Annotated in this window: 18 protein-coding genes and 1 tRNA gene; 10 read left to right on the plus strand and 9 right to left on the minus strand. The window is 70.1% G+C overall.

Annotated elements, in window-relative coordinates; all coding sequences use genetic code 11:
- Nucleotides 1-195: 195 nt before the first annotated feature.
- On the plus strand, nucleotides 196-864 hold the full coding sequence (locus RUR_RS02955; protein ID WP_283133278.1) for a biliverdin-producing heme oxygenase: 669 nt from the start codon (nucleotides 196-198) through the stop codon (nucleotides 862-864).
- Between the two features lie 21 nt (nucleotides 865-885).
- On the opposite strand, the gene RUR_RS02960 is transcribed toward RUR_RS02955, so the two are convergent.
- Nucleotides 886-1,503, minus strand: a complete 618-nt coding sequence (locus RUR_RS02960; RefSeq protein WP_283133279.1) for a TetR/AcrR family transcriptional regulator — start codon at nucleotides 1,501-1,503, stop codon at nucleotides 886-888.
- 286 nt (nucleotides 1,504-1,789) lie between these two features.
- Between RUR_RS02960 and RUR_RS02965 the strand changes: the two genes are divergently transcribed.
- Both RUR_RS02965 and RUR_RS02970 read left to right on the plus strand, forming a co-directional pair.
- Nucleotides 1,790-2,794, plus strand: coding sequence for an NAD-dependent epimerase/dehydratase family protein (locus RUR_RS02965; protein ID WP_283133280.1), 1,005 nt, complete (start codon nucleotides 1,790-1,792; stop codon nucleotides 2,792-2,794).
- A 16-nt stretch (nucleotides 2,795-2,810) separates the two neighbouring features.
- Entirely contained in the window at nucleotides 2,811-6,122 is a 3,312-nt protein-coding gene (locus RUR_RS02970; protein ID WP_283133281.1) for a S41 family peptidase, read from the plus strand.
- A 47-nt stretch (nucleotides 6,123-6,169) separates the two neighbouring features.
- Here RUR_RS02970 and glmS read toward each other — a convergent pair whose 3' ends face one another.
- From glmS to RUR_RS02995, 5 genes are all read right to left on the minus strand, one after another.
- On the minus strand, nucleotides 6,170-7,972 hold the full coding sequence (gene glmS / locus RUR_RS02975) for a glutamine--fructose-6-phosphate transaminase (isomerizing) (RefSeq protein ID WP_283133282.1): 1,803 nt from the start codon (nucleotides 7,970-7,972) through the stop codon (nucleotides 6,170-6,172).
- A 65-nt stretch (nucleotides 7,973-8,037) separates the two neighbouring features.
- The gene (locus RUR_RS02980) at nucleotides 8,038-8,304 is read right to left on the minus strand and encodes a hypothetical protein (protein WP_283133283.1); all 267 of its coding nucleotides are present in this window, start codon (nucleotides 8,302-8,304) and stop codon (nucleotides 8,038-8,040) included.
- A 97-nt stretch (nucleotides 8,305-8,401) separates the two neighbouring features.
- A complete protein-coding gene (locus RUR_RS02985; protein ID WP_283133284.1) occupies nucleotides 8,402-9,151 on the minus strand; it encodes a hotdog family protein in 750 nt (249 codons plus the stop codon).
- A 269-nt stretch (nucleotides 9,152-9,420) separates the two neighbouring features.
- Complete coding sequence (gene corA, locus RUR_RS02990) at nucleotides 9,421-10,395, minus strand: magnesium/cobalt transporter CorA (protein ID WP_283133285.1); 975 nt, start codon at nucleotides 10,393-10,395, stop codon at nucleotides 9,421-9,423.
- A 167-nt stretch (nucleotides 10,396-10,562) separates the two neighbouring features.
- Nucleotides 10,563-10,919, minus strand: a complete 357-nt coding sequence (locus RUR_RS02995) for an ArsR/SmtB family transcription factor (protein WP_283133994.1) — start codon at nucleotides 10,917-10,919, stop codon at nucleotides 10,563-10,565.
- A gap of 265 nt (nucleotides 10,920-11,184) precedes the next feature.
- Between RUR_RS02995 and RUR_RS03000 the strand changes: the two genes are divergently transcribed.
- The 4 genes from RUR_RS03000 to RUR_RS03015 all read left to right on the plus strand — a co-directional run bounded on the left by RUR_RS03000 (nucleotide 11,185) and on the right by RUR_RS03015 (nucleotide 14,352).
- Nucleotides 11,185-11,514: an SH3 domain-containing protein gene (locus RUR_RS03000; RefSeq protein ID WP_283133286.1), complete on the plus strand. Its 330-nt coding sequence runs from the start codon at nucleotides 11,185-11,187 to the stop codon at nucleotides 11,512-11,514.
- Between the two features lie 116 nt (nucleotides 11,515-11,630).
- The gene (locus RUR_RS03005; protein ID WP_283133287.1) at nucleotides 11,631-12,371 is read left to right on the plus strand and encodes a DivIVA domain-containing protein; all 741 of its coding nucleotides are present in this window, start codon (nucleotides 11,631-11,633) and stop codon (nucleotides 12,369-12,371) included.
- Nucleotides 12,372-12,543: 172 nt separating this feature from the next.
- Nucleotides 12,544-13,563 (plus strand): ZIP family metal transporter, encoded by a 1,020-nt coding sequence (locus tag RUR_RS03010; protein WP_283133288.1) that lies wholly within the window; start codon nucleotides 12,544-12,546, stop codon nucleotides 13,561-13,563.
- 105 nt (nucleotides 13,564-13,668) lie between these two features.
- Nucleotides 13,669-14,352 (plus strand): glycoside hydrolase family 75 protein, encoded by a 684-nt coding sequence (locus tag RUR_RS03015; protein ID WP_283133289.1) that lies wholly within the window; start codon nucleotides 13,669-13,671, stop codon nucleotides 14,350-14,352.
- 365 nt (nucleotides 14,353-14,717) lie between these two features.
- On the opposite strand, the gene RUR_RS03020 is transcribed toward RUR_RS03015, so the two are convergent.
- Nucleotides 14,718-15,524, minus strand: a complete 807-nt coding sequence (locus RUR_RS03020; protein ID WP_283133290.1) for an SAM-dependent methyltransferase — start codon at nucleotides 15,522-15,524, stop codon at nucleotides 14,718-14,720.
- 174 nt (nucleotides 15,525-15,698) lie between these two features.
- Between RUR_RS03020 and RUR_RS03025 the strand changes: the two genes are divergently transcribed.
- The 3 genes from RUR_RS03025 (at nucleotide 15,699) to RUR_RS03035 (ending at nucleotide 18,626) form a co-directional block, all read left to right on the plus strand.
- Nucleotides 15,699-17,336: a SpoIIE family protein phosphatase gene (locus RUR_RS03025; protein ID WP_283133291.1), complete on the plus strand. Its 1,638-nt coding sequence runs from the start codon at nucleotides 15,699-15,701 to the stop codon at nucleotides 17,334-17,336.
- Between the two features lie 89 nt (nucleotides 17,337-17,425).
- A tRNA-Pro gene (locus RUR_RS03030) sits at nucleotides 17,426-17,499 on the plus strand.
- A 257-nt stretch (nucleotides 17,500-17,756) separates the two neighbouring features.
- Nucleotides 17,757-18,626: a leucine-rich repeat domain-containing protein gene (locus tag RUR_RS03035; RefSeq protein ID WP_283133292.1), complete on the plus strand. Its 870-nt coding sequence runs from the start codon at nucleotides 17,757-17,759 to the stop codon at nucleotides 18,624-18,626.
- A 58-nt stretch (nucleotides 18,627-18,684) separates the two neighbouring features.
- Here RUR_RS03035 and RUR_RS03040 read toward each other — a convergent pair whose 3' ends face one another.
- A complete protein-coding gene (locus tag RUR_RS03040) occupies nucleotides 18,685-19,518 on the minus strand; it encodes a trypsin-like serine peptidase (protein WP_283133293.1) in 834 nt (277 codons plus the stop codon).
- 29 nt (nucleotides 19,519-19,547) lie between these two features.
- Nucleotides 19,548-21,023, minus strand: a complete 1,476-nt coding sequence (locus RUR_RS03045) for an alpha/beta fold hydrolase (protein ID WP_283133294.1) — start codon at nucleotides 21,021-21,023, stop codon at nucleotides 19,548-19,550.
- Nucleotides 21,024-21,089: the final 66 nt, after the last annotated feature.

Genomic DNA, 21,089 nt, shown 5'->3' on the forward strand with positions numbered 1-21,089 from the left:
TCGGGATGGGACCGGGGTTTCATGACATCCTGTCGTTTACCGGTTGACGTGGCGGGCGGATCTCCGCGAGACTTCTTTAGCGACGCTATGTCGTGAAAAATCAGCACTTTGGGTATCTCGATGGGGACAGGTCCGCGAAGGCGTCGCGGAACCGGGTTCCGGCGCGGACACCCTGCGGGCGGCGGGAGAAACGGCGTGACCGAGACGTTTTCCGATCAGATCCGCACGGCGACCTGGACCGACCACGAGGAGGCCGAGGCCGACGGCTACCTCAAGGCCCTGATGGAAGGGCGGTTGAGCCGCGAGGGCTACGGCGAGATGGTGGCCCAGCACTACTTCGCCTACCTCGCCCTGGAAGCCGCGTCCCGGCACATGACGGGCGACCCGGTCGGCCGCGGGTTCGTCTTCCCCGAGCTCTACCGCGTCCCCGCCCTCGAACGTGACCTGCGGGTCCTGTACGGCGCCGCGTGGCGGGACCGGATCCGGCCCTCCAAACCGACCCTCACCTATGTCGCCCGGATCAACCAGGTGGGCGAGCGGGCCGGCGGCTACATCGCCCACCACTACACCCGCTACCTGGGCGACCTGTCCGGCGGGCAGTTCATCCGGCAGGGCCTGCAGAAGACCTACGGCTTCACCCCGGGTGAGGGCGGCGTCGACTTCTACGTCTTCGACGAGGTGGGCAGCCTGCCCCGGTTCAAGACCGAGTACCGCCGCCGCCTGGACGGGATCGCCGTCGACGAGGCGGAGAAGCGCCGCATCATCCGGGAGGTCAAGCTCGCCTACCTGCTCAACATGGAGGTGCTGGGCGAGCTGGACCGCGTCCTGGTCCCCGCGCGGGGCTCGGCCTCCCGCGCGTCCTGACCGACGGGCCGCGCGCCGGGTTCACCCCGCGGCGACCGAGCCCGGGTCGACGCCGAGCGCGCGGAGCACGAAGCCGGTCACCAGCGTCTCCGCCCCCTCCGGGGAGATCTCGCCCCGGAGCAGTGGAACCCGCTCCGCGCCGAGCACGGCGAGGACCATGCGCGCCGTGGACCGCACGTCGGCGGCGTGGAAGTCGCCGGCCTCGATCCCGTCGGAGATGATCTCGCACAGGATGCGGTTCATGGGCGCGACGTGGTCGGCGAGGGACTGGTACGCCTCGGGTCCGAGGGCCGCGGCGAGTTCCGCGGCTCCGGGGTGGGGGTGCGCGACCAGCCCGGCGAGCTGGAGGCGGATGAACACGCCGAGCCGCTCCGCCGCGGAGGCGCCCTCCGGGAGCGCGCCCCGGTAGTCCTGGATGAAGTACGCGGTGACCCGTTCGGTGAAGGCGAGCAGGAGCGCGGCCTTGTCGGGAAAGTAGTTGTAGAGAACCGTCCGGGTGATACCCGCCTCCGCCGCGACGTCGGTCATGGAGATCGCGTCGATGCCCTGGGCTCTGGAAAGGCGGGAAAACGCCTGGAAGACCCGGTCGAGCGTCTGAGCGCGATGCTCACTGATGGTCGCCGCACTGATCCGAGGCATACCTCCATCGTCGCATACCGGGATGAGCCGCCACCTCGATTGCCCCGACCGCCTCTGAGAGTATCGGCCACCGCGCCGTACCAGGTGATCGTTGCGCTCTCCGCACCCCCGCCGGGCCACACACCACAACGATCACCCGACCGGCCGACACCCAAGACCCGTGCGGTCCGTACGGGCGCAGCCGGCTTCGCCCGTACCGGCACCTGCCTGACAAACCTGGGTAGGGAGCGCGTACGCCTCCGGCTAAATCCCTGGATTTCCCGAATGATTGGACAATCATGTGGACATGAGACTTCTGATCATCGGCGGATCGATCTTCCTCGGCCGCGCCCTCACGGAGGAGGCGTTGCGGCGCGGAGACACGGTGACGACCTTCAACCGGGGACGTTCCGGCGTCGACCTGCCGGGGGTCGAAACCGTCCGGGGGGACCGGGAGGACGAGTCCGACCTGGCGCGGCTCGTCGACGGCCGCCACTGGGACGCGGTCGTGGACGTCTGCGGCTACACCCCGCGCGTGGTCGGCCGATCGGCGCACCACCTGTCCGGCCACGCCGACACCTACACCTTCGTCTCCACGATCAGCGTGTACCGGGATTTCGGCGAGGTCGAGGTGGACGAGCACGCCCGGCAGTTCGAGTGCGCCGTCGACGAAGGCCCGGGCGGCGAATACGGCGTCCTCAAGGCGGGCTGCGAGTACGCCGTGGAGCAGGCGTTCGCCGGCCGCGTCCTCATCGTCCAGCCGGGACTCATCCTCGGCCCGCACGAGAACGTCGGCCGCCTCCCCTGGTGGCTGCGGCGGATCGCCAAGGGCGGACCGGTGCTCGCGCCCGGCGACCCCGACCTGCCCGTCCAGCTCATCGACGCCCGCGACATCGCCGCCTTCACCCTGGCGCGGATCGACGCCGGCGCGACCGGGCGGTACCTCACCGGGGGCGTGCGCGGGCGGGACACCTTCGGGAGCTGGCTGAACGAGTGCGTCCGGGCGACCGGCTCGGACGCCGAACTCGTCTGGGTGCCCGACGAGTACCTGCTGGAGAACGAGGTGGAGCCCTGGTCAGAGCTTCCGCTGTGGTCACTCGGCGGCACTGCCTGGCACACCTCCTCGGCGAAGGCCGCCGCGGAAGGACTGCGCTGCCGCCCGCTCGGCGAGACGGTCGACGACACGTGGGCGTGGCTGAAAGACCTGCCCGGCCCGGTCGATCGGGGCGACACGCCGCCCCACCGGCTGCGACACGGGATCGACCCGGAGAAGGAAGAACGGATACTGGCGGGATGGCGGCACCGTTCATAGATATTGTGCAGAACATATGAGCGGCTATCTGAGATTTCCCACTCTCTGTGGTGACACCATTGCGTTCGTCGCCGAGGACGATCTGTGGACGGTCTCCGTGGACGGGGGACGCGCGTGGCGCCTCACCGCCGGAGTGGCCGAGCCCGGGTCGCCACGGCTCTCGCCGGACGGGGCGCTCCTGGCGTTCGCGGGACGGGACGAGGGGCCCACCGAGGTCTACGTGATGCCCGCGACCGGCGGCATCGCCCACCGCCTCACCTACGAGGGCGCCACCTGCTCCGTCGTCGGCTGGGATCCGACCGGGGCGATCGTCTACTCCAGCGACGCCGGTCAGCCGTTCGAGCGATCGGGCCAGTGGCTGCACCGCGTCCGTCCCGGCACCGGCGAACCCGGCGGGGCGGCGGCCGGGTTCCCCGAGCGGCTGCCGTACGGGCCCGCGCGGACGATCTCGTACGGCCCCGGCGGCGGCGTCGTGCTCGGGCGGAACACCTCGGATCCGGCGCGGTGGAAGCGCTACCGGGGCGGCACGGTCGGGGTGCTCTGGATCGACCGGGAAGGCGACGGCGAGTTCCGCCCGCTGATCACCCTCCAGGGGAACCTCGCCGGTCCCTGCTGGACCGGCGACCGGATCTTCTTCCTCTCCGACCACGAGGGCGTCGGCAACGTCTACTCCTGCACCCCGGACGGCGCCGACCTGCGGCGGCACACCGACCACGAGGACTACTACGCCCGGAACCTCACCGGCGACGGCAGCCGGCTGGTCTACCACGCGGGCGCCGACCTCTTCGTGCTGGAGCCCGGCCCCGACCCGGTCAAGGACGCTCCGCGCAAGCTCGACGTCCACCTGGGCAGCACCCGGAGCCAGCGGAACCGCAGGTTCGTCTCCGCCGCCCGCTACCTGGACAGCGCCACCGTCAACCCGGACGGGAGCGGCCTGGCGATCACCACCCGGGGCAAGGCGTACTCCTTCGGCGGGTGGGAGGGGCCGGTACGGCAGCACGGCGAGACCGACGGCGTGCGGTACCGCCTGCTGACCTGGCTCGGCGACGCGAAACGGCTGGTCGCCGCGGCCGGGGACGACGGGCCCGAGGAGTCGCTGGTGATTCTCACCGCGGACGGGAGCGCCGAACCGCGCCGGCTCGACCTGCCCGCCGGCCGCATCGTCGAACTCGTCCTCTCCCCGCGCGAGGACCGGCTCGCACTCGTCAACCACCGGGGCGAGCTGCTCCTGGCCGACCTCGCGGACGGCGTGGCGGACGGCGACCGCCTCAAGATCGCCGACAGTGGTCCGTACGGGGCGATCTCGGATCCCACCTGGTCGGCCGACGGGCACTGGATCGCCTACACCTACCCGGACACGCCGCAGACCACGGCGATCAAGGTGTACGAGACGACGACCGGGGAGAGCCATGCGGTGACCCGGCCGGTGCTCGGCGACCACACCCCGGCCTGGGATCCGGAGGGCAAGTACCTCTACTTCATCGGCCGGCGGGTCTTCAACGCCGTCTACGACGCGCTCCAGTTCGACCTGGGTTTCCCCCGGGGCTCCCAGCTGTACGCGATCGCCCTGCGCGAGGACGTCCCCTCGCCGTTCGTCGCCGTACCGCGGCCGCTCAACGAGGAAGACGGCAAAGAGGAGAAGGAGCACGAGAAGGAGAACCCCGAGAAGGAGGCGAAGGAACCCGCCGAGGAGCCGGCGGCCGACGCCGAGTCCGCCGAGGACGCCGAGTCGGCCGAGCCGCTGCGCATCCGGTTCGACGGCATCGAACGGCGGGTCGTCGCCTTCCCGCTCCCCGAGGCCCGCTACAACGGCCTCGCCGGAATCAAAGGGAAGGTGCTCTACTCCTTCGCCCCGCTCCCGAGCGGCAAGGACGAGGACGAGGAGGACGAACCCGAGAGCACGCTCAGCGTCTTCGACCTGCAGACCCACGAGAGCGACCGGATCGTCACCGGCGTCTCCTCCTTCCAGGTCGGCCGGGACGGCCACACCCTCCTCTACCGCTCGGGCGGGCGCCTGCGCGTGATCAAGGCGGGGAAGGACGCCCCCGACGAGGACGAGACCGGGCGGGCGGGCGGCTGGATCGACCTCGACCGGGTCAAGGTCTCCGTCCGGCCCGGCGCGGAGTGGAAGCAGATGTTCCGCGAGGCGTGGCGGCTCCAGCGCGACCACTTCTGGACCGATGACATGTCGGGCGTGGACTGGTACGGGGTCTACGACCGGTACCGTCCGCTGGTCGAGCGGGTCGCCACCCGCGCCGAGCTCTCCGACCTGCTCTGGGAGCTCCACGGCGAACTCGGCACCTCCCACGCCTACGAGATGGGCGGCGAGTACCGGCCGCGGCCGATCTACGCGCAGGGCTTCCTCGGGGTGGACTGGCGCCGCGACGCGGAAGGGCACCACATCGTCGAACGCATCGTCCAAGGCGACCCGTGGGACGCCGAATCGACCTCGCCGCTCAACCTGCCCGGCGTCGACATCGAGCCCGGAGACGCGGTGATCGCCGTCAACGGGCTCCCGCTCGACGTCGCCGGGCCCGGGGAACGGCTGGTCAACCAGGCCGGGCAGGAGGTCTCCCTCACGGTACGGCGGGGCGCGGGGGAACCCCGTACCTTCACCGTCCGCGCGCTCAGGGACGAGACCCCCGGCCGCTACCGGGACTGGGTCGACGCCAACCGGGCCCACGTCCGGGAGAAGACCGGCGGCCGGGTCGGCTACCTGCACGTCCCCGACATGGGGGCGGACGGCTACGCCGAGTTCCACCGGGGCTTCCTCGCCGAATACGACCACGACGGGCTCATCGTGGACGTGCGGTTCAACCGGGGCGGGCACGTCTCCGGGCTGCTCCTGCAGAAACTCTCCCGGCGCCGGGTCGGCTACGACTTCCCGCGCTGGGGACCGCCGCAGCCCTACCCGGCCGAGTCGCCGCGGGGTGTCCTGGTGGCGCTCACCAACGAGTGGTCCGGCTCCGACGGGGACATCTTCAGCCACACCTTCAAGCTGCTCCGGCTCGGACCGCTCATCGGGAAACGGACCTGGGGCGGGGTGATCGGCATCTCCCCGACCCACCGGCTCGCCGACGGGACCACGACCACCCAGCCGGAGTACTCGTTCACCTTCGACGACGTGGGCTGGCGGGTGGAGAACTACGGCACCGACCCCGACATCGAGGTGGACATCGCCCCGCAGGACCACGCGCGGGGGGTGGACCCCCAGCTCGACCGGGCGATCGAGGTGGCCTTGGAGCAGCTGGACTCCCGGCCGCCGCACGTCCCGAACCCGGCCGACCGGCCGCGGCTCACCGTGCCCCGGCTGCCGCCGCGGAGCTGAGCCCGTACGGCCCCGTGCACGGTTACGACGTGCACGGGGCCACGCGTTCACTCCACCGTCACGCTCTTGGCGAGGTTGCGCGGGCGATCCACGTCCCGGCCCAGCGCGACCGCGGCGTGATAGGCGAAGAGCTGAAGCGGGATCGAGAGCAGAATCGGGTCGAGCTCGGGCTCGTTCGCCGGGACGAGGAGGACGTCGTCCGCCGCGTCGGTCCGCCGGTGCCCGACCATGAGCACCCGGCCGCGCCTGGCCCGTACCTCCCCCAGGGTGGTGAGGTTCTTGTCCAGCAGCTCGTCGTCGGGGACGACGGCGATCACGGGCAGCTCCGGGCCGACCAGGGCGAGGGGCCCGTGCTTCAGCTCGCTCGCCGGATAGGCCTCGGCGTGCAGGTAGGAGACCTCCTTGAGCTTCTGCGCGCCCTCCCTGGCCACCGGGTAGCCGCGGACCCGGCCGATGAAGAGCATGCCGGGGTACCGGACGTACTCGGCGGCCAGGGCGGCGATCCGCTCCTCCTCCGCCAGGATCCCGGCGATCTGGCCGGGCAGGGCCTTGAGGCCCTCGGTGATCCGGCGGCCGTCCGCGGGCGACAGGTCGTGGAGCCGCCCCAGATGCTGGGCGAGGAGCGCGAAGACCACCGCCGTCGCGGTGAAGGACTTGGTGGAGGCGACCGAGACCTCCGGGCCCGCGTGCAGGTAGACCCCGCCGTCGCACTCGCGGGCGATCGCGCTGCCGACGCCGTTGACGATGCCGAGCACCCGCCCGCCCTTGCGCCGCAGCTCCTGGACGGCGGCGAGGGTGTCGTAGGTCTCCCCCGACTGGCTCACCGCGATGTAGAGGGTGTCGGACTCGACGACCGGGTTGCGGTACCGGAACTCCGAGGCCGGTTCGGCGTCGGCGGGGATCCGCGCCAGCTCCTCGATCAGCTGCGCCCCGATCTGCCCGGCGTAGTAGGCCGAACCGCAGCCGAGCACCTTCACCCGGCGGAACCCGCGGATCTCCCGCGCGTCCAGGTTGAGCCCGCCCAGCCGCGCGGTGTGGAACCGCTCGTCGAGCCGCCCGCGCAGCGCCCGCCCGACCGCGGCCGGCTGCTCGTGGATCTCCTTGCGCAGGAAGTGCTCGAACCCGGCGCGGTCGTAGTGGACCGGCTCCACCTCCAGCGTGGCGGGCTCCTTGGCGGTGTCGGTACGGAAGCCGTCGGCGCGGATGGTGGCGAGTTCGCCGTCGTCGAGGTGGACGACCTGCCGGGTGTACCGGACCAGGGCGGCGACGTCGGAGGCGGCGAACATCTCCTTCTCGCCGATGCCGAGCACGATCGGGCTGCCGTTGCGCGCCACCACGATCCGGTCCGGGCGCTCCGCGTCGAGCACGGCGATGCCGTAGGTGCCGACGACCTCGCGCAGCGCCCGCCGTACCGCGTCCTCCAGCTCCCCGCCCTGCGCCACGGCGGCGGCGATCAGGTGGGCGAGCACCTCGGTGTCGGTCTCCGAGCGGAACTCCACGCCCCGGCCCTTGAGGGTGTCCTTGAGCTCGTCGGCGTTCTCGATGATCCCGTTGTGCACGACGGCGATCCGCTCGGCGGCGTCGAGGTGGGGATGGGCGTTCTCGTCGCTCGGCTCGCCGTGGGTGGCCCACCGGGTGTGCCCGATGCCGAGACCGCCTTTGAGCCGCGCGGGCAGGGCTTTGGCGAGGTCGGCGACCCGGCCTTTGACCTTGCGGTGCCCGATTCCGCCGTTCTTGGTGCCGACGGCGATTCCCGCGGAGTCATAGCCGCGGTACTCCAGCCGCTGGAGCCCTTCGAGCAGGATCGGCACCGCATCCTTTGGCCCGATGTAGGCAACGATGCCACACATTTCAGAGTTTCTCCTTCTGCGAGGGACGGCGGTGGGTACGGCGGCCGCGGCGCGATCCGCCCGCGTCAGCCGTACACGATCCGCCGGAGTTGGCGGAGGGACAGGTCGGGCGCGCTGACCCTGCGCAGCGGCAGTTCGGCCGCGACCACCTGGAAGATCTGATCGTTGGTGAGCCCGCGCGCCTGGAGCTCGGTGTGGCGGCGCCGGACGAAGTCCTCGGCGGACTCGCCGAAGTAGCTGAGCACATCGGCCACGACCCTGGCCGCCTCACCCTCGCCCAGCGGGGTCGTCCTGGTCAGATGCGCGATCAGATCCTCATGGTGATGCCTCACGACCCCGGACAGTAGCCGGGCCACCCCCGGAAAACCAAGAATCCTGCCCGAAATCGGGCAGGATTCTCGTTGTACAGCTCAGTGATCTCGCCTGTGATCAGGATCGGTCCGTCGCGATCCAGGTGGCGCGGGCGGACGCGATCAAGGTGCCGTTGCCCTCGTAGAGCGCGCTCTCGCCGTACAGCTTCCGTCCCTCGCCTCCGCCGGAACGCGCGACGACCACGTAGGTGCCGCCCGGGTAGACCGGCCGGTGGACCTGGGCGGTCAGGCGCCCGAGCAGCGCGGTGCGGCCCTCCTGGAGGTGAACCCAGCCCGACGGGCAGTCCAGCGCGGCCCAGATCGCGGCCTCGGGGACCTCGCCGCTCTCCGTGGTCACCGACGGGGAGACCATCCAGCAGGCGGCGATCAGATCGGTGCCCGCGACCGGACCGGGGAAGATCCGCATACCGCTGCCGGGCTCCCGGAGTCCGCAGACGAAACATCCCGGATAGGGGTGGACGGCCCGGCCCGCGTACCCCTCCTCGGCCCGGCCCGCGTACCCCTCCTCGGCCCGGGCCGCGCGCACCACCGAGACGAACGGCGGCGGGACCGGCGCGGACTCCACCACCTTGGCCTCGACCAGCAGCTCACCGTCCCGGGTGAGCCGGGCCTCGCCTTCGGCGGTGGCCACGGTCAGCGGAACGTCGAGGGGGGTGCCGGCGCGGAGGGTGACTTCGACGGCCGTACCTTGGGGTCTGACCAGGCCGCTCGCGAGGGTGCCGGCGATCCACCCGCCGTTGGCTCTCCCCTCCGGGCCACGGAATCGCTCCGCGACGGTCAGCTCACCCAGGGCGACGGCAATCGTCATCTGTCATCTCCTGACGCAACGTATTCATGTCCATTTTATGCGTTATGGACGTCCGCGGATCGTATCGGGAGGGGCGGCCAGGGCAGGCAACGGGGGGTCTTCTCCTCCGTGAAACACCGAATTCTCGGTGGTCTCGCGACCCGCCCGGCGGATTGGATGACCTTACCGTGAGATTGGCCCCAGATCATCCACCTGGCCGAAAGAAGATCCTTACATCTTCTTTCCGGACTCCGGACGCAGGGGTACGGCGACGCGGCCCGGGCGGCGGGTCACAGCCAGCCGTTCCGCCGGAAAAGCCGGTAAAGGATGAAGCACACGACGACCATGACGGTCAGGACGAGCGGATATCCGAAGGTCCAGCCGAGTTCCGGCATGTACTCGAAGTTCATCCCGTACAGTCCGGCGATCATGGTCGGCACCGCGATGATCGCGACCACGGCGGAGATCCGGCGCATATCCTCGTTCATCCGGGAGTTGGCCTGGGTCAGATTGGCGTTGAGCACCGAGGTGAGCAGTTCGTTGGAGGCGTCCACGCTTCCGGTGACCCGGAGCAGATGGTCGTTGATGTCCCGGAAGTAATGCAGCATCTCCGTGGGCACGACCTCGACCCCGCCGCCGGCGAGTTCCCGCACCACCGGCACGAGCGGCTGAACCGCGCCGCGGAACTCCAGCACCTCGCGCTTGAGCGAGTAGATCGCCTCGACCGGTTTGCCGCGCGTGCTGGAGAAGACCAGGTTCTCCAGGTCGATGATGTCGGAGTCGACCTCCTGGGCGATGGAGACGTAGTTGTCGACCACCTCGTCCAGCACCGCGTACAGGACCCCGCTCGGACCCATCCGCTTGAGCTCGTGGTGCTTCTCGAAGCGCTTTCGCGCCCGGGTCAGCGGGTTGCCCTGCCCGTGCCGCACGCTGACCACGAATCCCCGGCCGACGAAAAGCATGATCTCACCGACGGTGATGTCGGACTTCTCCTCCTCGTAGTGCAGTGACTTCAATACAATGAAGAGGGTGTCGTCGTAGCGCTCGAGCTTGGGGCGCTGGTGGGCGTGGACCGCGTCCTCGACCGCGAGCGGGTGCAGCCCGAACTCCTCGGCGACGAGATCAAACTCCGAGGTGTCGGGTTCGTGGAGCCCGATCCAGATGAATCCGCCTTCGACGGACCGGGCGTGATCCAGCGCGTCACTGAGATCCCCATCGACCCGTTCGTCCTTTTCACCGTTGTAGAAGACGCAGTTGACGATCACGGGGACATTTTCTCCCAGAAGAGACTTTCAGCATCAGACTCGTCGACAGCACCGCGCCACAATGCGTGGACTCGCCGTTGAGCGACGATCATATGTGTCCGTGTTTCCGGTGAACACCACTTCAGTCATCACGGAAAATTACCGGCTTGTACCGGTTTGCCGTATCGCTACATTCTCGGATTAGGCGACAAATGCCACAAATGCTCTCGGCTCAGTTCAAGCAGCATCCGGACATGGGAGTCGGCGAGCCGGTAGTAGATCATCCGGCCGGAGCGACGGCTCGCGACGATCTTCGCGGTCCGCAGCAGCCGCAGCGCGTGGGACACGGCGGTGTCCGTCACCTCCACCATCGCCACCAGATCGCAGACGCACAGCTCCCCCGCCTCCAGCAGGGCGTACAGCAGCCGGGCCCGGGTCGGGTCCCCGAGCAGACGGAACAGCTCCGCCAGTCGCGCGGCCTCCGCGGCCGTGACCGTCGTCCCACGGATCTCCGCACGCTCCGCGTGGGGGCGGTGGTCAAGCATGTCCACCATTTCTGAATAGCTGGTCAAGTTTTCGAGCCGCCCTTTCGATGCCGCGTACCCGCCCAGGGCGTGCGTCCAAACCTGCCCGACACCCCGGATCTCCGGAGATTCCATCGCGACATCACCGAGAGCAATTAATTCGTTACCCAGAGTACGTTTGCCGTCGGTTTGCCGCTGGCATAACCACTCTTGTCACACACAGCAACTGAGCAATTGCTCATCTGTTAGCAGCCCCGCGATGTATGGCGAGAGAGGAAGAATCCCGATGAAGCCTCTGACAACCGTAGCCGCCCTGCTGACCACCGCGGCAATCACCGTGGTGTCGGCGCCGGCCGCCGCCGGCGCCGACACCGGTCCCCGGCGGACGGCGCGCCCGGCCGCCGTCACGGTCTGCCACTACAAGGTGGTCAAAGTCGACCGGGGCAGCCACCTCAACATCCGCAAAGGCCGGTCGCTCAACACCCGGGTCATCGGCCGGTTCCACCGCGGAGCCCGGATCAGCGGCTCCTGCGTGAAGAGCCGCGGCTGGGTCCTGGTCCCGGCCGCCAAGGGGAGATTCGGCTGGTCCTCGGCGCGCTACCTCAGGCGCATCTGACCCCCACCCGTCCGTCCACCCCGGGCCACCGCCGCCGGCCGCCCCCGGTCGCGGTGGCCCGGACCCGCCCCGCGGGGCATCGCGACCACTCACAGGAGAACTCGGGGAGAGAGGCCATGTTCGAAGGACACGAGGAACACGACAGCGACGCCGCGCCCGGGGAGACACCGGGCGGGCGGCTCAGCCCACGCCCGGCGACCGGGCTGCTCACCCCCGCCGACGTGCGGGGAAAGGTCTTCACCACCGTCCGGCTCCGGGAAGGCTACGACCTCGGCGAGGTGGACGCCTTCCTCCGCCAGGTCGAAACGGCCCTCACCCTGCTGATCCGGGAGAACGCCGACCTCAACGACCGCCTGGCGGGGTCGGCGGCCGGCTCCCCCGACGTCTCGCCGCCGGCGAATCGAGCCTTATGGATCATCACGCTCGCCCAGGAGACCGCCGACAAGGCGGTGACCGCCGCACGCGAGGAGGCGTGCGGGATCGTCGCGGCCGCCCGCGCGCACGCCGAGGAGATCTCGCGGCACGCCCGCGACGTCCACCACGCGGAGCGGGAACGGGAACGGGCCGGTGAAGAGGCGCGGCGCCTCTTCGCCGAACACGGGGCCAGGCTTCGGGACGCCCTGGAGGATCAGATTCACCGGCTTCGCGCGGTCCTGACCGAGCTCGACGGAGAACAGACCGCTCTGACGGCCCTGACCTCGCCCCAGCCGGCGTCCCCACCCGCCGAGACGGATCCACGGCGTTCGCCGACCGGGCGGCCGGCCAGGCCCGCAAGACCGTCCGGACCCGCGGAGCCGCCCACGCTTGAGGACGTCCTCGCCGAAGGTCACGTATCCCGGCCTCGGACGGCACCGTGAACCCGCGCAACCCGGCCGTACCCCGCCGGACCGCCGGGCCGGACCGGACCGTGGACGCCTCACCCGATCAAGCGGCCCCGCCGTACCGGCCCGGTCTCCCCCACCGGCGGCCGCGGCAGGCGGCCCGGAAAAGCCCGGCGTCTTCCTCAACGCCTCGACGGAAGGCCGCCCCATGCCCGTCGTGAACTGGACCCAGGTCGCCGCGGCGCCGACGGGCTGGTCGGTCCCCGGTGGCGCCTGGTCCGCGACCCTCCTGATCTGCCTGTCGACGCTCGCCGGGGCGTGGCTGGCCCGGCGGGACTCCGCCCGGGTGGCGACCTGGCTCGCCATCGCGTCCGCGATCATGCTCACCGTCGCCGTCGCGGACCTGCTCCCCCACGCCTGGATGGACGCGGTTGAGGCCGGCGTGCCGATCTGGCTGGTCGCGATCGCGGCCGTCACCGGTTTTCTCGTGCTCAGCTACTTCACCCGCGACGGCTGCGGCGACGAGAACCCGGGGGGACGCCGGGTCGGCGAGCACGCGCCCGGACGTCACCGCCGGCTGCGGAAGGTTCTGGGCGCCGCACTCTTCGGCGGCGCCGGCACGGCGATCGCGCTCACCGCGCATCGGGCGATCGAAGGCGCGACGGTGGCGCTGAGTCTGTCCGTCGTGATGACGATCGCCCTGGTGATCCACTCGGCGGGTGAGGGACTCGCGCTCACGGCACTGCTCACCGTGGCGAAGCAGCGGGTGAGCCCGTGGCTGGCGACGGCATGTCTAAGCCCGGCCGTCGGGGCTCTCGTCGCCACGGTCGCCCCCATTCCGGCCGGGGCGGTGCCGATACTCCTCGGAGTGGTGGGCGGCGTCCTCCTGCGGACCGCGATGGTCGGCATCAAACTCGCCGCGCACGGGGAGCGCGGCGGACGGCTCTCCCGAAGCCAGCTCGCGATCGCGGTCGTCGTCGCGGTCACCGTCGGCGCGCTCCTGGCCAGCACCGCCCACGGGGTCTCGCGACAGGATCCCGCCGTCACCGGCGGACCCGCGGAGCCGACGTCGGGGCCGCCGCGCCCCGGCGGCTCGGGGCCGACCCTGGACGTCGAGCCGATACGGCCCTCCCGGGAAACGATTCGCCGATCGGTAAACGGATGCCCAGAAAGCGGCGTGAAACAGCGCGTCGCATGCCGAAGCCGTCCCCCGGGTCGCACAGGCTGAGTATCGCTCCATCGGTGACGGGTCCCGGCAGACGCCGGCCTCCCTCCGCCGCCCGGCGGCCGCCGGTGGCGGAGCGCCCCGCCGTGGGGAGGCCGGGAGGAAGCCATGCGATTCACCAGAACCTTCCTTGTGACCCTGCTCGTGGTCACCCCACCGCTCCTCGCGGCCGCGGACCACGCGGCCGGTGAGGAGTCCGGCCCGCCCATGGCCCGGCGGCTCCTCGACGAGGTCGCCGAATGCGCCCAGATCTCCACCGGCCGCTACCGGCGGGACGCCGGAGGCACCGCGACCGTTCCGATCTGCGGAGGGGAAGGGGTGGTCCACTGGACCGCCGACATGGACATCGACTGCGACGGGAAACGGACGCCGGAGTGCAACAAGCGCAGCGACTGCTGCTACCAGCCGCACACCGCCTGCCGGCAGTCCGACGGACGGCACCTGGACGCCTCCTCCCTGCCGTTCGTCGTCCTGCCTTATCCGAGCCGGCTCTTCGACTACCGGGACTGGGGGCTCGGCTGCCGTACCGTGGCCGCGGTGATCTACGAAGGGAAGGTGGCGTACGCCGTGGTCGGCGACATCGGGCCGAGCAGGGTCATCGGCGAGGCCTCCTACCGGGCGGCGGTCAACCTCGGGATCGACCCCGACCCCCGAACCGGTGGGGCGGCCTCGGGGGTGACCTACATCCTGTTCACCGGACCCGAGGCCCGGATCCAGGTGATCGAAGATCACGCGCAGGCGGTCGCCCTCGGGCGGCGACTCGCCCGGAGGTTCCTCTCCGCCGGCCGGTGACGGCATACGGCCCGCGGTTTGGAATCCGCCGGTGAAGGCCGCCCGCCGACCTCCGTGCGCCGATCAGGCCGGCTCCCGGTATCCCTACTGAACCATGTGCGCGACCACGCCGTCTGGCAGAATCGACCGCGGGCGGCCGATCCGCCGGCCACGCAAGCAGACGATCACCGCTCTCCCCTGGAACTCAGCACGGATCCCGGCCACCGGCCGGGAAGCCCACCCTCCGTCTCCCGGTATCGCGCTCTCCCGACACCCGCCGACCGGGACCGGAGTTCCCCGCACCGACTACGGACAGGATTCGGAAGGTGACGAGATCGTCCCGGCCCGTGCCGCACCGGCGTCCCCCCGCCGCATGCCGTACCGGTTCAGGGCTTGAAGGCCACCCCGCAGAGGATCAGGGTGCTGTGCTGGTCGACGGGGTCGTCCTGCGGGTCCGGATGCCACTCGTGGATGAACACGACCCCCGGCTCACTCAGGTCGCAGCCCTCGAAGAACCTGCTGATCTCCGTCCGGGAACGCGCCACGGCCGCCGTCGTCGAACGCGCCGAGAGCTGCTCGAACGCCTCGAACGTGCCGTACGGGTCCTCGTTGGTGAGATGCGAGACGACCACCGCGCTGCCGGGGGCGACCGCGTCGCGCAGACCGTGGACCAGCCCGTAGGGGTCGTCGTCCTCGGGAATGGCGTGCAGCACCGCGAGAAGCAGCACGCCCACCGGCTCGCTCAGATCGAGCGTCTTGCGCACCGCCGGGTCCGCCAGAATCTCCCCGGGGCGGCGCATGTCCGCCTGGATCACGATCGCGTTCGGGTCGTCCCCGAGAATGGCCCGGCTGTGCGCGACGGCGACCGGGTCGATGTCCACGTAGACGACCCGCGCGTCTTCGTCGGCTTCGCGGGCGATCTGATGAACGTTGCCCTGCGTCGGGATACCCGATCCGAGATCGAGGAACTGACGGATGCCCTGGGCGCTCAACCGGCGAATCGCCCTGCGGAGAAACGCCCGGTTCGCCGCGGCGACCGAGCGAGCCTGCGGCTCGACTTTGAGCAACCCGTGGGCAAGGTCACGATCGACGCCGAAATTGTGCGTGCCACCCAGCAGGTAGTCGTAAACCCTGGCCAGGGTCGGCCGTTCCGCGTCGACGCCCAGCGTCCAGTCGGATTCCACAGTCGCCATCCCCACAGACTCGGCATGAAGATTTTTCCCGAGCTTATTCCGAAACCACGTTTCCCGAAACATCGAAATGGTGTTGTATCGGCGAGAGTCAGTGGTAATTAGTCGTCGCCTTCGGTACGGTCCGTGCTTCCACCTTAAAGCGCGCGTCAACACGAAAGCCGGTCTGCCATCAGAATGCACACCAGGACGGATGAATCACTGGCGATCGGCGTTCACGACCTGATGCCGGCCACCGGGGTCGTCCTCGACCGGCGGGCGCACGTGACGGGCTGGAGCCGAGGGGCGGCCCGGCTGCTCGGCCACGACGAACGGAACGCACTCGGCCGCGCCGTCGTAGACCTCTTCCCCCGCCCGACCGCAGGCGCGGTGGCCCGCGCCTGCCAAGCCGTCGCCGCAGGCCGTACCTGGCGGGAGACGACCGAGCTGTTCTGCGCCGACGGCCGGATCCGCCCCGTCGAAATCCACCTCGAACCGCTCGCCGGTGACGCCGGAGCCTCGCTCCTCACCCTCACCCCCACCGAGACGCGGGGGCTGCCCACCCAGTTCCACGAAGCCGGACGCCGCATCGGAACGACCCTCGACCTCCAGCGCACCGCCGCCGAACTGACCGACGCCGCCATCCCCCTCCTCGCCGACGCCGTCGCCGTGTACCTCCTGGAGCAGATGCTCGCCGACGACCACGGCGAACGCGAAGCCGACGAGCGGACCGTCCTACGGCGCCTCGCCGTCGCCGTCGCCGACACCACGGAAGCCCCCTGCACCCGCGCCTTCCCCGTCGACGAGGCCATGGTCTACCTGCCGAACTCGCCGTACGCCGTCTGCGTCGCCACCGGCCAGCCCCTCCTCTTCGACGCCGAGGACGGACGGCAGTGGACCGTCCACGACGCCATCAGGGAGGAGGACGAAGGCGGTGACGACCGGTCAGGCCACACCAACCTGCTCATCATTCCCTTGATCGCCCGCGGGAGCACCCTCGGGTTCACCGTCTTCGCCCGGCGCCCCGGACGCGCGCCCATCACCACCGCGGACGTCCACCCCGCCCTCGACCTCGTCGGCCGCGCCGCCGTCTGCATCGACAACGCCCGGCTCTACCGGCGGCAGGCGCGCACCGCCCAATCCCTGCAGCGGGCCCTCCTCCCCCGCCGCCTCGTCCCGCCGCCGGGGATCACCCTGGCCCACCGCTACATCCCGGCCCGGGGCACCGAGGTCGGCGGCGACTGGTACGACGTCGTCACCCACCGGGACGACCGCTGTGCCCTGCTCATCGGCGACGCCATGGGACACGGCTTCACCGCCGCCGCGGCGATGGGCCAGCTCCGCACCGCCGCGCGCACCCTCGCCACCCTCGACATGTCCCCGAACGAGGTCCTGCGGCGCCTGGACGAGATCGCCGACGACCTCGACGACGCCCAGTTCGCCACCTGCCTCTACCTTCTGTACGACCCGCGGGAACGGATCTGCGACATCAGCGTCGCCGGGCACCCGCCGCCCATCCTGCTCCTCCCCGAAGGCGGCACCCGGCTCCTGGACGTGCACACCGGTCTCCCCCTCGGGGTCGCCAGCACCGCCCTCCCCGCCACCTTCCGCGCCAGCCGTCACTCCGTCCCGCCGGGCGCGACGCTGCTCCTCTACACCGACGGCCTGGTGGAGAAGCGCGACGCCGACATCGACCACGGCATCGCCCGGATCCGGGAAATCCTCGAAAAGCCCTGCCGGTCCCTCGACGCCATCTGCGACTCGCTCATCGCCACGCTGCCCAACGGAGCCGACCACGACGACGTCGCGATCCTCCTGGCCCGGACCACCCCCTGACCGGGTGACTCGGGAGACCGCCGTCGGTAACCGAATACGCATCAAGGCCCGGTGTGCGCTATGGTTATCACGTCCGTCACGACGGGCACCGGGACGTAGCGCAGTTTGGCAGCGCACTTGACTGGGGGTCAAGGGGTCGCAGGTTCAAATCCTGTCGTCCCGACGGTGCACCAAGGCCCGATGAAGGGGAGTAAATCCCCAACTCATCGGGCCTTTACTTATGCCCTGGTGGCTCCTTCGCCCGACCTACGATGATCGCTGTGTAAAAGCTTGATCTACGGTGGAAGCTCTTGATGATCCTCAATGTGCTGGAGTGATCTACAAGCCGTTTCCCAGTACCGGCCCCTAGCCTCGTCACCAGCCCCCGCATCCGGCGCGACAGACCGAGCCCGGAAACACCGGCAACGACGAGGAGAGGACATGGTCAGGTCCGAAGACGGCCAGGCGGTCGCCGCCGAACGGATCGGCAAGTGCCTGCGAGACGGATCGGCCACACTCGACCTGTCCCGTCTCCGCCTGGAGACGATTCCCGAATCGCTCACCGCCCTCACTCACCTGACCGCACTCAACCTGAGCGGCAACAAGCTGACGGTCCTGCCCGAGTCACTGGGCAACCTCACTCACCTGACCGGGCTCGACCTGTTCGGTAACGAACTGACCGCCCTGCCCGACTCACTGGGCAACCTCACCGCCCTCACCGAGCTAGACCTGGAAGAGACCGAGCTGACCGCCCTGCCCGAGTGGCTGGGCAACCTCACTCACCTGACCGATCTCCATCTGTGCGACAGCAGGCTGACCGATCTACCCGAATCAGTGGGCAAGCTCACCGCCCTCAAAAGCCTCAACCTGGCCGGCAACAAACTGACCGCCCTTCCCGAGACCTTGGGCAACCTCACCGCCCTCACCATGCTCAGCCTGTTGGGCAACCGGCTGACCGCCCTTCCCGAGTCACTGGGCAACCTCACCGCCCTGACCTGGTTCCACCTGGGTTTCAACGAACTGACCGCTCTACCTGAGTCGCTGGGCAACCTCACCGCCCTCGAAAAGCTCGCACTGGAAAACAACCGGCTGACCGCGCTACCCGACACGTTCGGCAACCTCACCGCCCTCACCACACTCAGCCTGAGCGGTAACCGGCTGACCACCCTTCCCGAGTGGCTGAGTGACCTCACCGCCCTCACCTTCCTCGACCTGAGCGGCAACGAGCTGAGCGTCCCGCCCGAAGCGTTGGAGAGCCTCGCGGCCCTCCACGAGCTACACCGGGACGGCTACCGGCTGATCTCCAGGTGACAGCGGACCGGAGACGTGGCGCTCTGTTGCTTTCCCGCCTCGCCGGTCACGGCTCGAATCACTCGGTGGACGGTGGGCCGGGTCTGGGCAGCAGGCAGCCGGGCCGGTTCAGGTCGATCTTGTTTCCGGCCGCGACGCACGTGGTGAGCCAGTACGTCTGGGTGCCGTAGCCGGCGGCCTTGCGGGCGGTGACGACGCCGTCGCGGCTCATCTCACACGGGTTGTCCAGTGTGCACCTGCCGCCGTCGCGGTTGCTGGTGCTGTTGATCCCGACGACCTCGCCGCTCACCGCGTCGAGGACCGGGGAGCCCGAGGTGCCGGGGCCGGTCTTGCAGGCCGACGTGTAGCGCAGGACGTCCTTGGTCATGTAGCCCGTCTCCAGGACGCGGTACGTGAGCCAGTCGACGGCGCACGAGTAGACCTTCTTCAGGCTGCCGGATACCACCCGGATCTTCTTCCCCGGCTCGGGGCGCTGCGCCGAGATCGTGAGCGGCCGGATGCGGTGGTCCCGCTCCAGTTGCCGGTAGGTCGTGCCGAGCCGGTACAACGCGATGTCGGTGCCGGTCATGGTCACATAGAGCGCTCTGGCGGCGTGCAGGGCGGCCACGGGTTTGCCGTCGGCGCCGAGCAGCTCGAACAGGCGGTGGGAGGGCTGGTCCACCAGAACCTCGTCGGGGACCGGCCACGCGCCCTCGTAGCAGTGTCCGTTCGTCAGGACGAGGGCCGGGTCGTCAGGTGTGGAGGCCGGCAACCGTACCAGCGCTCCCGAGCAGCCGTTGACGTCGACGCTGCCGGCCAGGTCCACGGTCGCGGCCTGCGCCGGGTGCGTCATCGGCGACAGGCCGAGGAGGGCGGCGGCGAGCACCGCGCCGATTCGCCGAAATCCGCGCATCTGAAGTCCGTTCATGGGAGGGGGCTGGGTCACTGCACGCCGGGGCAGGTGCCCCCGCTGGTGCGTCCGGTACGGAAGAAGTCGATCGCCTTCGCGGCGCAGGGCAGCCGGCGCAGCGAGCCGTGCGCGGCGTCCTGGATCGTCAGCAGGGTTCCGCCGACGGCGTTCCCGGCGTCCACGGCCCAGCTGTACGGTGTGGTGGATTCGCCGACGTGGCCGGACAGTTGCAGCGGGCTGCTCCCCTTGACCGGCTGCCACGGGCGTGCGGGCCACGGCCATCCCGCGCACCAGCCGGTGAACTCGATTCTGCCGCCGGTGCCCGGGAAGCGTTGCCGGCGATCCTGCGCATCGGCCCACACCTGTTCGAAGTCGCGCCCGCCGGTCCCCTCGTTGCAGAAGATCGCGTTGTACTGGGTGGTGTTCATGCCCAAGGGCGTGTCGTCGAAGCCGAACACCTGCGCGGCGGCCGGGTCCGGCCGCGCCGACCGTGGAATGCCGCCCTCCCGGACGGTGGCCAGATCCCTGGCGGAGGCGGCCCAGCCGCCGGCGTCCATACCGAGCAGCCCTCTGACCCAGCCGCCGTCCAGCCGGGTCTCCTTGCCGACCGCCAGCGGCTTGCGGTCGAGCCGGTCACGCAGGGCGAAGATCGTCGTGCGGACCGCGGCGGCGGTCGTCCCGAAGTGGTACTCGTGGTCGCGCCCGGCCAGCCAGGTGAGGAACCCCTCGAAGAGTTTCTCGCCGACCGCGTCGGCGTCGGCGTCCATGGCGGCGAGGTCCATGACGGGTGGCATCACCGAGTCCACCCACATTCGGTCCACCCGGTCGTCGAACATCGACCGGTAGGTCAAGCCCACCGCGGTGCCGTACGACACCCCGTAGAAACCGATCTTCGGTGCGCCGAGCGCCGCGCGGATCGCATCGACGTCACGGGCGATGTTCGTGGTGGTCAACTGCCGGACGAAGCCGGGATCCATCGCGGTGCACCGCTTGTTGGAGGCGGCCATCGCGTCGAAGACGGCCTTCGCCCTGGCCTTGGCGGACGCGCCGGGTGACGGCTCCCCGGGGGAACCCTCCTGGCATTTGATCTTGTCGCTGTAGCCCACGCCTCTGGGGTCGAACCCGATCAGGTCGTGGTCGCCGGCCAGCGTGCCGAGGCCGCCCTCGGCATACGACGCAGGGGCGGTGATGTTGGAGATGCCGGGACCGCCAGGGCTGATCACCAACACACCGCGGCGCTTGCCGGGGTCGGTGGCCTTGAGCCGGCTCACCGCGATCTTGATCGTCCGGCCTCGCGGGTTCGCGTAGTCCATCGGGACCGTCAGCATCGCGCATTCGGTCCCGGGGTCGTTCTCGACGGGCCAGTCCTTGGCTGTCGTGGCGCATCTCTTCCAGTCCAGCGACTCCGTCGCCGCGCCCGCCGTACCGGCCTCAGCCGGCAGGCCGGTCAGGCACACGGTCGCGGCCAGCGTCAGCGCGGCACGTGAGAGATGACGAGTGCTGAGCATCGTCGCACCCTTCGGTGGTCTTGCCCGCGTGCCCTACGGCACACGAGGCACGCCGTCAGGCGTACT

The organism is Rhizohabitans arisaemae, from assembly GCF_025996515.1.
Lineage (GTDB): Bacteria > Actinomycetota > Actinomycetes > Streptosporangiales > Streptosporangiaceae > Rhizohabitans > Rhizohabitans arisaemae.

Bases quoted from the DNA above. Each gene is read 5' to 3' on its own strand.
- RUR_RS02960 (WP_283133279.1), bottom strand. From the start codon at position 1,503: ATGCCTCGGATCAGTGCGGCGACCATCAGTGAGCATCGCGCTCAGACG.
- RUR_RS02965 (WP_283133280.1), top strand. From the start codon at position 1,790: ATGAGACTTCTGATCATCGGCGGATCGATCTTCCTCGGCCGCGCCCTC.
- RUR_RS02970 (WP_283133281.1), top strand. From the start codon at position 2,811: ATGAGCGGCTATCTGAGATTTCCCACTCTCTGTGGTGACACCATTGCG.
- glmS (WP_283133282.1), bottom strand. From the start codon at position 7,972: ATGTGTGGCATCGTTGCCTACATCGGGCCAAAGGATGCGGTGCCGATC.
- RUR_RS02985 (WP_283133284.1), bottom strand. From the start codon at position 9,151: ATGACGATTGCCGTCGCCCTGGGTGAGCTGACCGTCGCGGAGCGATTC.
- RUR_RS02995 (WP_283133994.1), bottom strand. From the start codon at position 10,919: ATGCTTGACCACCGCCCCCACGCGGAGCGTGCGGAGATCCGTGGGACG.
- RUR_RS03000 (WP_283133286.1), top strand. From the start codon at position 11,185: ATGAAGCCTCTGACAACCGTAGCCGCCCTGCTGACCACCGCGGCAATC.
- RUR_RS03005 (WP_283133287.1), top strand. From the start codon at position 11,631: ATGTTCGAAGGACACGAGGAACACGACAGCGACGCCGCGCCCGGGGAG.
- RUR_RS03010 (WP_283133288.1), top strand. From the start codon at position 12,544: ATGCCCGTCGTGAACTGGACCCAGGTCGCCGCGGCGCCGACGGGCTGG.
- RUR_RS03015 (WP_283133289.1), top strand. From the start codon at position 13,669: ATGCGATTCACCAGAACCTTCCTTGTGACCCTGCTCGTGGTCACCCCA.
- RUR_RS03020 (WP_283133290.1), bottom strand. From the start codon at position 15,524: ATGGCGACTGTGGAATCCGACTGGACGCTGGGCGTCGACGCGGAACGG.
- RUR_RS03025 (WP_283133291.1), top strand. From the start codon at position 15,699: ATGCACACCAGGACGGATGAATCACTGGCGATCGGCGTTCACGACCTG.
- RUR_RS03035 (WP_283133292.1), top strand. From the start codon at position 17,757: ATGGTCAGGTCCGAAGACGGCCAGGCGGTCGCCGCCGAACGGATCGGC.
- RUR_RS03040 (WP_283133293.1), bottom strand. From the start codon at position 19,518: ATGCGCGGATTTCGGCGAATCGGCGCGGTGCTCGCCGCCGCCCTCCTC.
- RUR_RS03045 (WP_283133294.1), bottom strand. From the start codon at position 21,023: ATGCTCAGCACTCGTCATCTCTCACGTGCCGCGCTGACGCTGGCCGCG.